We start from the raw sequence: 13,750 nt of genomic DNA, 5'->3' as shown, positions 1-13,750 counted from the left end.
CCGAGCTTGATGAGATCGCTGCGCGACTGAATGGACGCCCTCGGCAAACGCTGGGATGGCGGACTCCGGCAGAAAAATTGCAGGAATTCATCGCGTCAGCTTGATGCGCTCACCACTTGAGACCGCCCGGAGTATCATGAGATCGCTGCGCGACTGAATGGACGCCCTCGGCAAACGCTGGGATGGCGGACTCCGGCAGAAAAATTGCAGGAATTCATCGCGTCAGCTTGATGCGCTCACCACTTGAGACCGCCCGGAGTATCGAGTGAGCAGCTTGGCGAGCTGGACGCTGTCCGTCTCCTGCTGGGTGCCCGCGATCTGTCCTGAATCAATGGCGACGAGCACCTGTTGACGCTTAACTGATCGTTTCAGAATGAGTTGAGCTGCAGGTCTTGTGCTCGACGATCTTGGTCGGCAGGGTGTCTGCGTGCTGATCTTGTTCCGGACGGCCTGTGGGAGCGGGTGGCTCCGCTGTTGCCGCCTGCTCCCGAGCGCCGTTACCGCTATCCCGGGCGACTGCGTGTTCCCGACCGGGCGGCCCTCGCCGGTGTCATGTACGTGCTGCGGACTGGTGTCGCATGGCGCGACGTCCCCGCGGAGACCGTGGGCTGCTCCGAGGTGACGGCCTGGCGCCGGCCGCGGGACTGGGACCGAGGCCGGCGTCTGGCCACGTCTGCACGCCGCCCTGCTGAGCGAGTTGCGCGGCGCCGACCTGCTGGACCTGGACGACTGCGCCGTGGACGGGTCGCACGTCCGGGCGCTCAAAGGGGGAGCATGTCGGCCCCTCGCCGGTCGACCGCGCCCGTCCCGGCTCCAAGCACCATCTGATCGTCGGCCGCCACGGCACCCCGCTCGCCGTCACACTCACCGGCGGCAACCGCCACGACGTCACCCAGCTCATGCCGCGGCTGGACTCGGTCCCGCCGATCCGGGGCCTGCGAGGACGGCCCCGCCGCAAGCCCCGGCGCCTGTACGCCGACCGGCGCTACGACTTCGACAAGTACCGCAGCCTGCTGTGAAGCGCGGCACCAAACCGATGATCGCCCGACGCGGCGTCACCCACGGCTCCGGGCTCGGCAAGGTCCGCTGGGTGGTCGAGCGCGCCTTCGCCTGGCTGCACCAGTTCAAACGACTCCGCATCCGCTACGAACGACGCGCCGACCTGCACCAGGGCCTGCTCGAACTCGCCTGCAGCCTCATCTGCCTCCGCCGCCTGCGCACCTCATCCTGAGACGAGCAGTTAGGCGGCGATGGTCCCGCCTCAGCGCCGCGTCTTTGTCGCCGGTCCATGCGGTTTCAGGGCACATGCGGCCGGGCTGGCAGAAATGAACCGGCCTACGGCTCGGCGAGCACGGCCAGGGCGTCGACCTCGACCCGGAACCCGGGTGCACCAGCACGCTGACCTGGACCAGCGAGCTGGCCTGGCCCGAGGCATCCAGGGGAACCTGGCCGGAGATCGCGATCAGCGGCCCGGACGCGACGACGGCGTGGCCGTAGCCGTTGGCGGGAGGCATGCCTCGGGGCGTACGAGGTGGCGCATCGTCACGTCCTACTCCTCCGGCTCCCAGGCGCGGAGCAGGTCGATCAGACCTGCGTCTCCGTCGATCTGCAGGGAGTCCGCCGGGATACGGTCGTACATGAAGAGGACCAGCTCACTGGCCGTGCCGCGGACGGTGGCGCCGGCCGCGTCCGGGCCCTCGTCGGCAGCGGTGGCGGGCGTCGTGCCGGGCGCGGGGAGACGGGTGGAGCGTGCGCCGTCGCCGTCGACCGTGAGGCGCCAGGAGTGGCCCTCGGTGGCGTGGAAGTCGAAGGCAGTGGGCTTGTGCGGCCAGGCGCTCGGCGTTGCGCAGCAGGTGGACAGGAACTCCTCGACACCGTCGAGTGCCACCTCGTCCGGCAGCGGCTGCGGGACACCCACGGTGACCTGGGCGTCGTAGGTGTGCACCGCGACCTCCTGGAGCTGGTGCCGGGCGACGGCACCGCAGGTCTGCGGCGACTGCGACGTACCCCACCACGTCCAGCAACCGCGATCCGGGCCGGCCTCCCGCAGTGCGTCCAGTAGCTCCTGCGTCGATGCGGCCAACCAGGCCAGCAGGGCCTCGCGCTCCCGAGGCGCAGCCGGGGCACCCTCCGAAGCGGTCTCGGCCGGGGGAGCGGCGGCAGGCCCTGCGGCGACGGTGGCGGCCCAGCGGCGGCGCCCCTTGCCCAGGTGCTGCACCAGATCGAACAGCGTCCACTCGGGGCAGGCCGGCACCTGCACGTCGAGGCTGGGCGCGGAGGCGACCGCGGCGCGGAAGGCGGTCGACCGTTCGTCGATCAGCCGCAGCAGAACGGGGAACTCCAGAGTCTTTTCCACGCTGACTGTCTATCACCGTGCTCCGACAACCGGACAGCGATTTTCAGAGCCGACGCGGCGGGCGCGCGGCACTGGCCGCGCGCCCTCGGATGACGCGATGTCCTCATTCTGAAACGATCAGTAAGGCGCGGTCGGACCGGCCGCAGATGCTTGGCTATCTCGGCCGGTACGAGGAGATCGAAGCCGAGTGCCTCGCGATCGCGGGCATCGCCGACCGCACCGAGGAGCGAACGCGCTGCCCCTGCAACTATCCGCCCGCAATGGCTTGGCCTACGCCCGCAGCGGTCTGGGCCGCCACGCCGAGGCGACCGCATCATCTCGGACCTCGGAGTCCTCGACCTTCGTGTCGCGCGAGGCGGATTACCGCCGTCGGGCCAAGCGCCACCACGCAGGGCGGCAGCGGCTACCCATTAGCCGTCTTCTCCGCTCCCAGGCAGCTAGGAGTTGCAGGACGGACCGGGACATAGTTGGACACTCCAGTCCCTCCAGTCCCTTCTTGCTCAGCTGGGTGCGTCCTGACCTGCGGAAACGTTCAGGGACTGGCCAGGATCGCAGGGACGAGCGCCTCGCCTGGGGCGGGGATTCGGGCGTACGTCGGCGGCGAGGGCCAGGACGGCTGCGCTGGCGGAGACGCACGCCAGGGGCTTTCCGGAGTCAAGGCCACTTCCGCGGCGAGGTAGCGGACAATGATCAGCATGGCGGCCACGTCCCCCGCATCCCGCATGCTCACACGGCGGCAGCCCGCGAGGTCCTTCGCCCTCTGGGTCTCCAGCGTCTGCTTCCAGCGCACCGGAACCACAGGTGGGCGCAGTGCGGCTGGATAGCACGTCGCACCCTCACCGACGGTCGGCCGGGCGCCGCCGAGGCCGGCCCGCCCGATTGTCCGTCTCAGGGCCTACATTCCTGGGATGGAGGAGAACACGCTCGCCCGGGTCCTGCACTCGGTGGCCAAGCGGATGCGGGCTGACTTCGAGCAGAGCCAGCAGTTCAACCACAGCCTCTCCGCTGGTGAGAGCCGTGAGCTCATCGCGAACGGCTTCCTCGACCACCAGTTGCCCGGGCACATTGAGGCGATCTGCGGGGCGGAGATCGCCACCGCGGCGGGGAAGGTGTCGCCGCAATGCGACATCGTCCTCGCCGATCGCTGCACGCCGCCGCTGACCCACCGGCAGGGCTACCGGATCGTTCCCAGCGAGTGCGTCTACGGCGTGAAGACGCCGTCATGGGAGACGGGAGCACCCTTCTAGCTGGGCGCCGCCACCGATTTCCCGTTCTGGACTACGACCTGGCGCAGTAGCCATAGACCCGCTCCAGTCGGCTCGTCACTCAGGAGGCGGCACGGGTGGCGCTGCCGGAGACACCCGTAGTGGGAGTGGTGCCGGGTAAGGGTCCGGCGAGCCGGCGGAGCGTCGTCGGCCGGCGACAACGCCGCCTGGCGCCGCCCCTCGGCACGCGACGCCGCCCCGCCCATCCGCGCGGCCTCTAAGCTGGGCCTGATGTTCACCGCCCAGGGCCCTACCTTCCGCGAGCTCGCCGTGCAGGCGCTGTCGTCCGTCGAACGCGGCTACGACCTGCTCGCCCCAAAGTTCGACCACACCCCGTTCCGCACCCCGGACCTCGTGCTGGACTCCGTGACCCGGGCCCTGCGCCCCCTCGGCCCCTTCAGCTCCGGCCTCGACCTGTGCTGCGGCACCGGCGCCGGCATGGGCGTCCTGCGGGAGCTGTGCCGGGACCGGATCACCGGCGTCGACCTCAGCGCGGGCATGCTCGCCGTGGCCCGGGAGCGGAGTGAGCGGGATGCGCCGAACGCGCGGTGGGTGCGCGGCGACGCCCGGGCCCTGCCGTTCAGCCCGGTGTTCGATCTGGTGGTCAGTTTCGGCGCCTTCGGCCACTTCCTGCCCCGGGAGCAGCCTGGCCTCTTCGCCCAGGTCCACTCCGTGCTCCGGCCCGGCGGCCGGTTCGCCTTCCCTCTGCCGGCGCCTGCTCGGCCCGGGTCCAGGGGCTACTGGACGTTGCTGGGCTTCGACTCGGCCATGCGGGTGCGCAACGCCTTGTGGCGGCCCCCGTTCGTCATGTACTACCGCGCGGTCCGGCCCTCGGCCGTGACCGAGGCACTGCGCCGGACGGGCTTCTCCGTCGAGCTGTACGCGCTGCCGGAGCTCGGCCGACTGCCTGACGGCAGCCCTCGCTGCCGCATGGTCGTGGCCACCCGATAGCTCACCCCGGCCGCACGGTTCGGCGTCCCCATGCAATCCGTGGACTTGCACAGCCTGGCGGCGGCAGTCCTGGCGCGGAAGCGTGGCTGATCGCCACCCGCAGCCGGTCCCTGGACAACGCTACGGCCCGCACTGCGCCGCAGCGGCGAGCGCTGGCGAACGTCCCGCTGCGTGCCGCGGGGCAGCGGCGCATCGCGCGGCGCGTCCCTGAGTTGCCGGCCGCAGATGACGCGGCCGCCGAACATCTGGAGCAGCGCCTGGACGCGCTGTCCGAGTGGCTGGATGGCCTGGCAGACGTCGACCCGGCCCGGGCGCTGGCCGCGGCCGCAGCGGACCTCGACGTGGGCGGGGAGGATGCGGCGCTGACCCTGGCGGCGTGGACACTGTGGTCACGCGCGGAGAACTTTGCAGCCGTCGGCGATGAAGACCTGCTCTCATAACGCGGTCTTGACCAGTTGCCGGGTGGTGATAGTGACGCAGGCGACCTGAGCAGCGGGCGTGTTGTGCGTTCGGCGCGGTCGTAGCGCGGGCCGAGCCGCTTGAACCGCAGCAGCCCCGAGATCCGCACTCCCGCACCTCTTCCGCTGCATGTCTGTACGGCGGCTGAGGGCAGCGCAGTGGACGGAAACCGATCCGGTTGCCCCCGTCGCCGGCCTTACACCAGGCCTTCGCCCCGGGCCAGGGCCAGCGCCTGCGGATGGTGGACGTACGCCGGGGTCCGCTCGCTGGTGTCGTAGTACCGGTGGAAGACCCCGGTGGCCGCGCCGGAGATCGGCGGCACGATCCAGGACCAGTCGGCCGGTACGGTACGGCCCCTGCGCTCCTCACGGGCGATGTGGGTGAGGAAGCGGCGGGATTCGGTGTGGTGGTCGGAGATGGTGACGTCCGCCTGGTCGAAGGAGTGCAGCACCGCGCGGTTGAGCTCGACCAGGGCGCGGTCTTTCCACAGCGAGCGGTCGCTGGCCGTGTCCAGGCCGAGCCCCTCGGCCACCCGCGGTAGAAGGTCGTAGCGGTCGGTATCGGCGAGGTTGCGGGCACCGATCTCGGTTCCCATGTACCAGCCGTTGAAGGGCGCCGCCGGGTAGCAGACGCCGCCGATCTCCAGGCACATGGAGGAGATAGCCGGGACCGCGTGCCAGCGCAGCCCCCACTCGCCGAGCCAGTCGAATTCGGGGTGAATGATGGGCACTTCGAGCACGGCTTCGGGCGGCAGCCGGAAGCAGCGCGGCTGCCCGCCGCCGGAGCCCTGGACGATGAGCGGCAGTACGTCGAAGGGCGTGCCGGCGTCGCCGGACCAGCCGAGGCGTACCGCGGCCGCGGTGATGCCGGTGTTGCGCGGATCGCCGAGCACGGTGCCGTCCGGCGCCTCATAACCGGCGTAGCGGATCAGCTGATCGTTCCAGATCCGCGGGCCCGGTCGGTCCGGGGCGTCCGGGGCGAAGACCGTGATGACCGGGCGGAGGCGGCCGCCGTTGGTGGCGGCCCGTAGGTGGGCGCCGGCCTCCAGGGCGACTTCTTCGGCGGTCGTGACATGGCGGCGGTCGCGCACCTGCAGGGAGTTCCAGTACAGCCGCCCGATGCAGCGGCTGCTGTTGCGCCAGGCCACTCGGGCGCCGAAGGCAAGTTCCTCTCGGGTGTGCCGGTAGGTGCCGGTCGCCTCGATCTCGGCGAGGACGGCGGCCAGTCGGGGCCGCAGGTCGCCGGCCTGAGGCTGCTCCTCGTAGTACTGCCGCAGGAAATCGGTGGCCAACGTCCGTATGCCGATGTCCTTGCCGTGTTCGTCGTCGTTCTCCGGTGGCTGCGGATGTCCGGCGGGGCATCCGGTTCCCGGTTCAGGGCCCTCCGTCCGCGTGTGCGATCCGTCGGGGGACGTGCGGCCCGCCCCCGTCGACCGTTGGCTCGATATTTCCGTACGGCGCAGAAACCTCAGCACGCCAGGCACCCCCAAGCCGGTCCTGCGCGGGCCGTGTCCCTTACGGTCCGCGGGTTGGACGCGAGATGGAACCCGTCTTACCCCGGGTTCGGAACGATCCGCACAGTCTATGCACACTTAATACGCCAAAAGACCAATCGGATTGACTATGCGGCAGCTCAGCGGGGCTGGCCTTTGGTCACACCGTGACAGCAGTACGTGTCGCTCCGCCCAGCCGGACGGCCAGACCTACGAGCTACAGCCCGTGTCGACGTAGAGACACCTGGCTTTGAGATCAGGTCCAGGCAGGCGGGAGCAAAGAAGTCCTCCGAGATCCGTGAGCGCGGCTCCCTGGAAGCGGGCCCCGCGCGTTGGGTTCGACATCATGACCGCTGGTCCCAATGGCTACGCGGCGGTAGTTTGTCCTCTGATCAGCGGACATCGGCGCCTCGCATGGCTGTTGCGGGGCGCCATGCTCTCCCACCGCGTTGGTTGAGCTAGGACACTCATGCCGGGGCTCAGCGCAGAGCGTCGATCCCCTTCACGATCAACGCCCGGGCATCGGCTCCGTCACTGCCATGCTGCGCAGCTGCTCAAATGACTTGAGATACAGGGCGATTTCGGACGGCTGGGTGACGTTCACCTGCGCCGACAACAGCTCGATCGACACGAGCTCGTCGGCGTAGACGTGGAACGTCTCCTGCGGCCAGAGAATCCGTTCGCGCGTGGCCGCAGGGATGACGCCGAGCGAGACCGCCGGTGGTGCTGTCCGTCGACGCGGGCACCGCGTTGTGGCGGATACTCAAGACCTGGACCAGCGAGCGGGCCCGGCGCGGCCGCCGCAACGCGGAAGTCCTTGCGGAGTGTCCCGTCGCAATTGATCTGGTCCGAACACCCAGCTGTGACCAGGGACGACCAGATCGTTTGAGACGTCAGGTCGTGCGATATCTCAGATGGTCTGGTCCGCGAGAGGGGTTCGCCGCATGTCGTCGCGCGCGCGTTCGGCCCGATGACCTGTGCTTCTCAGTCGGTCTGGTCCGTCGCAAGCGAATCGGACCAGATCACCTGAGACTGGGACCAGATCGAGCGCCGAGTAGCCGAGGGGAATCTCACCCCTCGGCTCTCACAGAACCGTGCGTAACAGTCGCCCGTTACACGGCTCTTGTCGTCCTGATCATCAGATCAGTGAGGCGTCCACGGTGAGGCGCCAGTGCGCGAACATGCGGGGGTATCGCTGCGCGATCTCCCGCAGTTTCGCAATGGCCTTCCGCTTGGCCTTGAGTCGTTTGTACTTCTGGCGGATCCAACGCACCAGGTAGGCGTTGATGCGCATCAAGAAGGGATGCAGCTCCCACGGCCGGAAGCGGCCGAAATAGTTGATCCAGCCCGCCACCATGGGGTTGACCCAGCGGGCGAGCTCGTTGAAGGACAGATCGGAGCGGGTGTGCAGCTGCCAGGAGCGCACCTGCCGGCCGATCCTCTTCAGGGCGTCCTGGCTGACGGCCGGCTCGAACGACAGGAAGAGCTTGCCGTGTCGGGACCGGTTTCGCCTGGCTCGGAATGTGTACCCAAGGAAGGTGAACGCCTCGTGCTCGAAGGAGCCGCGGCGGGAGCCGTCCTTACAGTACACGATCCGGGTCTTGTCCGGGTGCAGACGCAGCCCGACCTCAGCCATCCTGTCCGTGAGCGCGGCCAGCACCTCGCGGGCCTGCCGCTCGGTGACGCAGTGCAGCACCGCGTCGTCCGCATAGCGTTCGAACCAGACGGTCGGGAACTCCCGGGCCATCCAGGCATCGAACGCGTAGTGCAGGAACAGGTTCGCCAGGACGGGAGACACCGGTGCCCCTTGTGGGGTCCCACACTCCCGCTCCGCCAGGGAGCCGTCGGGCATGACGAGCGGGGCGGCGAGCCACCGCCGCACATACAAGTTCACCCAAACGGCGTCAGTGTGCGCTTCCACCGCCTTGACCAGCAGGTCCCAGGGCACGCTGTCGAAGAACTTGGCGATGTCGAACTCCACCACCCAGTCCCGCTTCCAGCACCGCTCCCGGGATTTTCCCACGGCGTCCAAAGCGGACCGTCCGGGCCGGTATCCGTAGCTGTCCGGGTGGAAAATAGGCTCCACCCTTCGCATCAGATGCCGAGCCACCACAGTCTGAGCTACCCGATCGGCGACAGCGGGAATGCCTAGCATTCTCGTGCCACCGCCGTGCGGCTTGGGAATGGCCACCGCGCGCACCGGAGGCGGAAAATACGAACCCGACGACATGCGATTCCAGACCTTGTACAAATTGTTCTTCAGGTCCTTCTCGAAGTCGGCAATGCTCTGCCCGTCCACCCCAGGCGCACCCTTATTCGCCTTGACTTCCTCCCACGCCTCCTTGACTTCCCACTTCGAAATATCAAACGGCTTGACCTGAGACTTCAACTGGCCCATCGAACTCCTCCCGGGCAACGCCCGGTTGATGCGATCAACACAGTCACGAACGACCCGGCCCCTTTGCTCCACCCCCGTTACAGGGGCTTCATCGCTACTACGAGCCGGTCCGCCAGCAGGACCCGCGTCGGTACTCGACCCCTTGCAGCGTCATCTGCTTGGGGCACTCCCTCTCACCCGTCGCTTCGCGGCGGGCAGTATCGGACCTGCCTTCTCCTGTTCCATACGGAAGCTGCAGACCGGACTCACGTCGCCTACATGCCGGACACCACCTGGCCAATAGACGGGCACCCGCCAGGCTCATCCCGGGGTTCGTCTCACGCCCCGGTTCTGATGTCGTCTTTCTGTCTTTCGACACGTCAGCAGCGATTCACTTGCGTTCGTCTTTCCGGTCCCCACCTGACGCCTCTTACGACGCCTTTTCCTCATCGCTCACCACGACAGTCTTCGGCTAACGCAGCATGAGGCGGTTTGAAGCCACCCCCCGCAGGGCGACTCCGAAGGGCCACAAAACCTTCATCATCCGCACAGCACCATTCCTGGAAGCTGTCCTACAACCAACTCCCTTTCATGTTCAGGACACAAGAGACGGGACACCGAGGACCCGGACGCCGCGTCCCGACAACCTCAGCTCGCCAACAGAAATAGGTAAACGGTGTCTCACCGCAAGCACGTGATCGCCCTCGGGGCACTCCTCACCGCCGCATCCCTCACCGCCTGCGGCAGCACTGGCGCCTCGTCCACCACAGCGCGGCCCTCCGGTTCTACCCAGGTCAGCTCCTCCCCGCCCGCGTCACCCTGTGGGGCTCGGAAAGTCATCGCCACTGGTCAAGCTGCGTATCGGTACTCGTTGATGACGCCGCCGAGGACGCGGGTGCGCAGGAGCCTGCGCCCTTCGAGATCGTGTAGGGCGGTGGGCTGCTCGTGAGCGCTTGGCGTTAGCTGGTTCCGGGCCCGGTGCGGCCGGTGCTCGTTGTAGTGCCGCTGGTAGGCGGCCAGGACCTGCCGGGCGTGGGCCTCGTTCATGATGAGGACATGGTCCAAGGCCTCACGCCGGATGCTGCCGATCACTCGCTCGCAGTGGGCGTTCATCCGGGGAGCCTGCGGCGCGCTCTTCAGGGCTTCCATCTCCTCGGCCTCGACCCGGCGCGTGCGTCCTGCGGCCGGACGAGCAGGTAGATGCGGTCACCGAGTCGCTGGCCGCAGATCTGGCACAGGCGCTGGGTGAGGGCCAGGTACCGCTTGCGCGGGTCGACGGCGCCGAAGACGGCGTGGCCGTTGTGTTCGAAGGTGATCCACGGCACGACCAGGCCGCCGCTGAGCGGGCGGCCGGCGCACCGGAGGGGGACGGGCGGGGTGGTGGTCATGGCTGGTTCCTTAAGGAGGCTGGTCGTTGACGAGTTCGCCGGGGCGCGCGAGCCGGGAAATAGCGATGGCGCCGCCCGTTAGGGGCGGCGCCATCGCGCACGGGCGGAGGGGAAAAGTCAGCCCTCGGGCGGAGGGACCGAGCGCTGGGAGTTTGTGCGGCCGTCGCTGGCGTCGTCGTACAGGTCGGGGTCGAACGCGACCCGGTATTCCGCCTCCGTGAGGGCTACGAGGGCGCAGGTGGCGCGGGCGTTCTCCTCCTGCGCTTGCAGGCCCGGCGGCAGTTCGTACCAGAGGTACAGCGGGGCCTGTTGGTGCTCAACGAAGCCGTGTTCCTTCAGCAGTGCCTGCACCTGCTCGGGCAGAGGTTCTTGGGCATCGCCGCCGTCGGCGATGACCGGACCGGGCCAACGCCGGAAGATCTCGACATGGCACAGCTCACCGTCTCGGCTGACATGCATCGGATGTGCCTTTCTCACTCGGATGTCCTGGCGTTCCGAGCCCGGTTGCTGCGAAGCCCGTCTGGCACCCTGCGGCCATGCCCGCGGTCCGGTCCACCCCCGGCGATCTGCTCAGCTACCTCGAAGCCCACCTCTCCGCCGAGGACACGCCGCTGTCCGGGCCGCTACGTGACGTCCAAGTCCCGCTGCTGCGCCGCGGCTGGCGGCACCGCCACACCCACACCCTGACCTGGTATCACCATCCTGCTCCGGGCGGCCCGTTGCTTTTCCATACGGGCGCGACATTCGGGCAGCAGGCGTTCCTCGGCTACCACCCGGCGACGCACACCGGGCTGGTCGCACTGGCGACCCGGCGCGGCCGCACCTGCCGGGTGATCGGCACCGCCTACGAGCTGCTCTATGCGTTGGCCGACGAGCAGCGGTGTGAACCGGCGAGGTCCAGGCAGGCAAGCGCTGGGTGGTGGAACGCAGTCACGCGTGGATGAACGGCTTCGGCAAACTGCGACGCTGCACCGAGAAGCACAGCCGCGTCGTGGACTTCTACCTCTACCTGTCCGCTGCCATCGTCACGCTGCGTATGCTCATCCGCCGCGCAACCCCGCTCTACCGCTGGGATGACCGCCCCACCACCAAGCGCCTGAAGTAGCGCCTACTGCCGGGGCCCTTAAGTCGATCTGAGGCGCTGAGACTGCGGTCATGAGTTGGCGGTCTTCAGCACGCGGGGCAGGTGGACGTGGAGGTGCTCGACTTCGACGTCACGGCCTCGTTCGCGGAGTGCTCGGGCAAGGAGTTCTGTAAGTCGCTGGCCCTATGGCGACCGCCCCGGCGGAGTAATTGTCAAGACTTGTGGGTGAGGTCGGTTGGTTGGTCAGCTGGGTCTGCTGTTGACCTTGGCTGTGGCGGTGTTGCGGACCCGCCGGGTTCGGCCGTTGTCGGCGAGGACGATGAGGGCTTCGGGGGTCTCCAGGCAGTCGGCGATCTTGCGTTGTAGCCAGTCGGAAGCCGCGGTGAGCGTGTCTGGGGTCCACGGCTTCCCCAGCGCGACCGCGCTGAACAGTGTCCACTCGTGCAGCCGTTGGACCAGGAAGGGATGCCCGGCAACGGCTCCGGCTGTTCCGAGGGCCCAGTCGTCGAACTCGCGGCGCTGGTGCAGCATCGCCGCCCGTCTGTCCAGGTGCCGGGCAACGGCCGAACGTGCCATCGCCTGGTCCGGGTCCGCGAGCACCGCGGTCACCAAGGCTAGCTCCTGGTCATCCGTGACCTGCGCCAGGGCCTGCAGATGGGCGGCAAAGCGCACGTGCTCTGGCGGGATATCCGCCCCGCTGCTCAGCTTGCTCACGCCGCTTCGTCCTGACGCTCGACCAGCAGCCCGCGTTCGAAGCGGGCTCCGTCGCGGACGAGGGCGACGAGGTGGGCCCCGTTGACGGCCCGCCAGCGGGCCTGGGCGGACTCGACGAGCTTGAACACCATCGCCAGCCCGGCGGCGCGGGAGCCGGCGCCCTTGGTGACCTTGGTCCGAAGGCGGACGGTGGCGAAGGTCGACTCGATGGGATTGGTGGTGCGCAGGTGGATCCAGTGCTCGGCAGGGTAGTCGTAGAAGGCCAGCAGTTCGTCCTGGTCGTCGGTGACCTTCGCGACGGCCTTGGGGAACTTCGCCTGGTAGAGCTTCGCGAAGGTCTTGACCGCCTGCTCGGCGTATTCGCGGTCCTCGGCGTCGTAGATGTCCTGCAGGGCCTTCTTCGCCGCAGGCTGCGCGGACTTGGGCATGGAGTCGATCACGTTGGCGGTTTTGTGGACCCAACACCTTTGTTCGCGCGTTTCGGGGAAGACCTGGTGCAGGGCCTTCCAGAAGCCGAGTGCGCCGTCGCCCACCGCCAGGACCGGGGCGCGCATGCCCCGGCGGGCGCAGTCGCGCAGCAGCCCGGCCCAGGCCTCGGACGATTCGCGGTAGCCGTCGGCCATGGCCACCAGCTCTTTGGTGCCGTCCACGCGCACGCCGATCACGACCAAAACGGCGGCTTTGGCCTGGTCCAGGCGGATACGCAGGTGGATGCCGTCGACCCAGATGTAGACGTAGTCCGTCTGGGACAGGTCGCGGTCCTGGAATGCAGCGTGGTCGGCCTGCCACTGGGCGGTCAGCCGGGTGACCGTGGCCGGGGAGAGACCGGCCGAGCTGCCGAGGAACTGCTCCAGCGCGGGGACGAAGTCGCCTGTGGACAGGCCGTGGAGGTAGAGCAGGGGCAGGACCTCGGCGATCTTCGGGGACTTGCGGCACCACGGCGGCAGGATCGCCGAGGAGAACCGGCGGCGCTCGCCGGTGGTCTCGTCCACCCGCTTGTCATTGACGCGCGGTGCCCGGACCTCGACCGACCCGGCCGAGGTGGTGACCTTCCGGGGCTGGTGGTGGCCGTTGCGGACGACCAGGCGGCGTCCCCTCTCGTCGCGCTCCTCGGCCAACTCGGCTATGTAGGCGTCAACTTCGGCCTCAAGCGCGGCGGCGAGCATGCGGCGTGCTCCCTCTCGGACGATCTCGTCGATCAGGGAGCCGTCTCGCGTGGAGGCGTCGTCATTCACTACGGTGAGCACGGGCGTGCCTTCCCGACCGGCGCTCGTAACGCCGGCCTTACTCGGTGACCATCACAGGATCAATCGGGAAGGTACGCCCTTCGCACGCCATCCCGGGGCTGATCCACAGGTACTGAGCATTGCTCCCTTCGACGCTGTTGCAGCGCCCACACAGCGCGCTGCGGGTGCGTGCTTCGTGCTGGTAGTGCACCAAATTGAGGGCCACGGTGCTTCGTACGGACTCGGTGCGTCCAGGCGTTGCCCAAGTCTGGCTCGATGCTGGCTACTCCGTGCACACGGACGTGTCGACGCCTTGTCGTGATCACGATCCAGCCGACGGCGACGTTCGCGATCGCAAGTGTCTGATGGCCCGGTGGGCTACGCGATCCGGCTATTGAAAAGGTGTTGGTCGAAATATTGACGGTTATTGACCGCCCA

12 protein-coding genes and 3 pseudogenes are annotated in these 13,750 nt (G+C 68.2%); 6 read left to right on the top strand and 9 right to left on the bottom strand.

The features are described from left to right. The first annotated feature begins 423 nt into the window (after nt 1-423). Nucleotides 424-1,231: pseudogene (locus tag FCI23_RS40970) on the top strand (IS5 family transposase). Between the two features lie 318 nt (nt 1,232-1,549). On the opposite strand, the gene FCI23_RS40965 reads toward FCI23_RS40970, so the two are convergent. After that, nucleotides 1,550-2,356: a maleylpyruvate isomerase family mycothiol-dependent enzyme gene (locus tag FCI23_RS40965; RefSeq protein ID WP_136729203.1), complete on the bottom strand. Its 807-nt coding sequence runs from the start codon at nt 2,354-2,356 to the stop codon at nt 1,550-1,552. Between the two features lie 908 nt (nt 2,357-3,264). On the opposite strand from FCI23_RS40965, the gene FCI23_RS40960 reads away from it, so the two are divergent. From FCI23_RS40960 to FCI23_RS40950, 3 genes are all read left to right on the top strand, one after another. Further along, entirely contained in the window at nt 3,265-3,603 is a 339-nt protein-coding gene (locus FCI23_RS40960; RefSeq protein WP_136729202.1) for a DUF6602 domain-containing protein, read from the top strand. A gap of 249 nt (nt 3,604-3,852) precedes the next feature. Next, entirely contained in the window at nt 3,853-4,572 is a 720-nt protein-coding gene (locus tag FCI23_RS40955; RefSeq protein ID WP_136729201.1) for a class I SAM-dependent methyltransferase, read from the top strand. Nucleotides 4,573-4,784: 212 nt separating this feature from the next. Beyond that, entirely contained in the window at nt 4,785-5,012 is a 228-nt protein-coding gene (locus tag FCI23_RS40950) for a hypothetical protein (RefSeq protein WP_136729200.1), read from the top strand. 215 nt (nt 5,013-5,227) lie between these two features. Here the strand turns inward: FCI23_RS40950 and FCI23_RS40945 are convergent, their stop codons facing one another. From FCI23_RS40945 to FCI23_RS40920, 6 genes and pseudogenes are all read right to left on the bottom strand, one after another. Next, nucleotides 5,228-6,322 carry a nitric oxide synthase oxygenase gene (locus FCI23_RS40945; RefSeq protein ID WP_322973977.1) on the bottom strand — a complete coding sequence of 365 codons (1,095 nt, stop codon included), beginning with the start codon at nt 6,320-6,322 and terminating at the stop codon, nt 5,228-5,230. A gap of 680 nt (nt 6,323-7,002) precedes the next feature. After that, nucleotides 7,003-7,250: pseudogene (locus FCI23_RS40940) on the bottom strand (Scr1 family TA system antitoxin-like transcriptional regulator); the annotation flags it as partial. A gap of 411 nt (nt 7,251-7,661) precedes the next feature. Next, a complete protein-coding gene (ltrA, locus tag FCI23_RS40935) occupies nt 7,662-8,921 on the bottom strand; it encodes a group II intron reverse transcriptase/maturase (protein ID WP_136729199.1) in 1,260 nt (419 codons plus the stop codon). Between the two features lie 828 nt (nt 8,922-9,749). Further along, the gene (locus FCI23_RS40930) at nt 9,750-10,049 is read right to left on the bottom strand and encodes a transposase (RefSeq protein WP_246144557.1); all 300 of its coding nucleotides are present in this window, start codon (nt 10,047-10,049) and stop codon (nt 9,750-9,752) included. Next, nucleotides 10,037-10,288, bottom strand: a complete 252-nt coding sequence (locus FCI23_RS40925) for a hypothetical protein (protein WP_136729198.1) — start codon at nt 10,286-10,288, stop codon at nt 10,037-10,039. Before FCI23_RS40925 ends, FCI23_RS40930 begins: the two co-directional genes overlap by 13 nt. Before the next feature lie 117 nt (nt 10,289-10,405). Continuing rightward, a complete protein-coding gene (locus FCI23_RS40920; protein WP_136729197.1) occupies nt 10,406-10,747 on the bottom strand; it encodes a hypothetical protein in 342 nt (113 codons plus the stop codon). 77 nt (nt 10,748-10,824) lie between these two features. Here FCI23_RS40920 and FCI23_RS40915 point away from each other — a divergent pair, with 77 nt between their 5' ends. Next, the gene (locus tag FCI23_RS40915; protein WP_407646102.1) at nt 10,825-11,232 is read left to right on the top strand and encodes a hypothetical protein; all 408 of its coding nucleotides are present in this window, start codon (nt 10,825-10,827) and stop codon (nt 11,230-11,232) included. Continuing rightward, nucleotides 11,184-11,393, top strand: a pseudogene (locus FCI23_RS40910) (IS5/IS1182 family transposase); the annotation flags it as partial. The gene FCI23_RS40915 and the pseudogene FCI23_RS40910, both read left to right, overlap by 49 nt. 222 nt (nt 11,394-11,615) lie before the next feature. Here the strand turns inward: FCI23_RS40910 and FCI23_RS40905 are convergent. Next, nucleotides 11,616-12,086, bottom strand: coding sequence for a hypothetical protein (locus tag FCI23_RS40905; protein ID WP_136729196.1), 471 nt, complete (start codon nt 12,084-12,086; stop codon nt 11,616-11,618). Further along, nucleotides 12,083-13,333 (bottom strand): IS256 family transposase, encoded by a 1,251-nt coding sequence (locus tag FCI23_RS40900; RefSeq protein WP_136729195.1) that lies wholly within the window; start codon nt 13,331-13,333, stop codon nt 12,083-12,085. The genes FCI23_RS40905 and FCI23_RS40900 overlap by 4 nt, the downstream gene beginning before the upstream one ends. Nucleotides 13,334-13,750: the final 417 nt, after the last annotated feature.

Source organism: Actinacidiphila oryziradicis (assembly GCF_005047355.1).
In the GTDB taxonomy this organism is placed as follows: Bacteria; Actinomycetota; Actinomycetes; order Streptomycetales; family Streptomycetaceae; genus Actinacidiphila; species Actinacidiphila oryziradicis.
This window is presented reverse-complemented; position numbering and strand designations above follow the sequence as displayed.